The organism is Roseibium sp. RKSG952, from assembly GCF_009711355.1.
On record NZ_SMMF01000030.1, the window covers coordinates 1 to 211 of the forward strand.

1 pseudogene is annotated in these 211 nt (G+C 66.4%); it reads right to left on the reverse strand.

Features of this window, described 5'->3' with window-relative positions:
- A pseudogene (locus E1297_RS00070) lies at positions 1–211 on the reverse strand (hypothetical protein); the annotation flags it as partial.

The following is a 211-nucleotide window of genomic DNA, read 5'->3' on the forward strand; positions in this document are numbered from 1 at the left end:
TGGCTCGACACCCAGTTCCGCCGCCATCAACGCGGCAGCCCGTACAGGCCAGTTGACCCAGACATCGCGTTCCTGCCGCGCCAGCCGAAACACCAGCGACAGCGCGCGGGCCCGGTCGATGAGCTCACCCTTCAACTTTTGCAGCCGCAGACGGCGTTCCTGCGCCTTTAGAACCTCGTTGGCCGTCCTGGCCTGCAGGAACGTCGTGCCG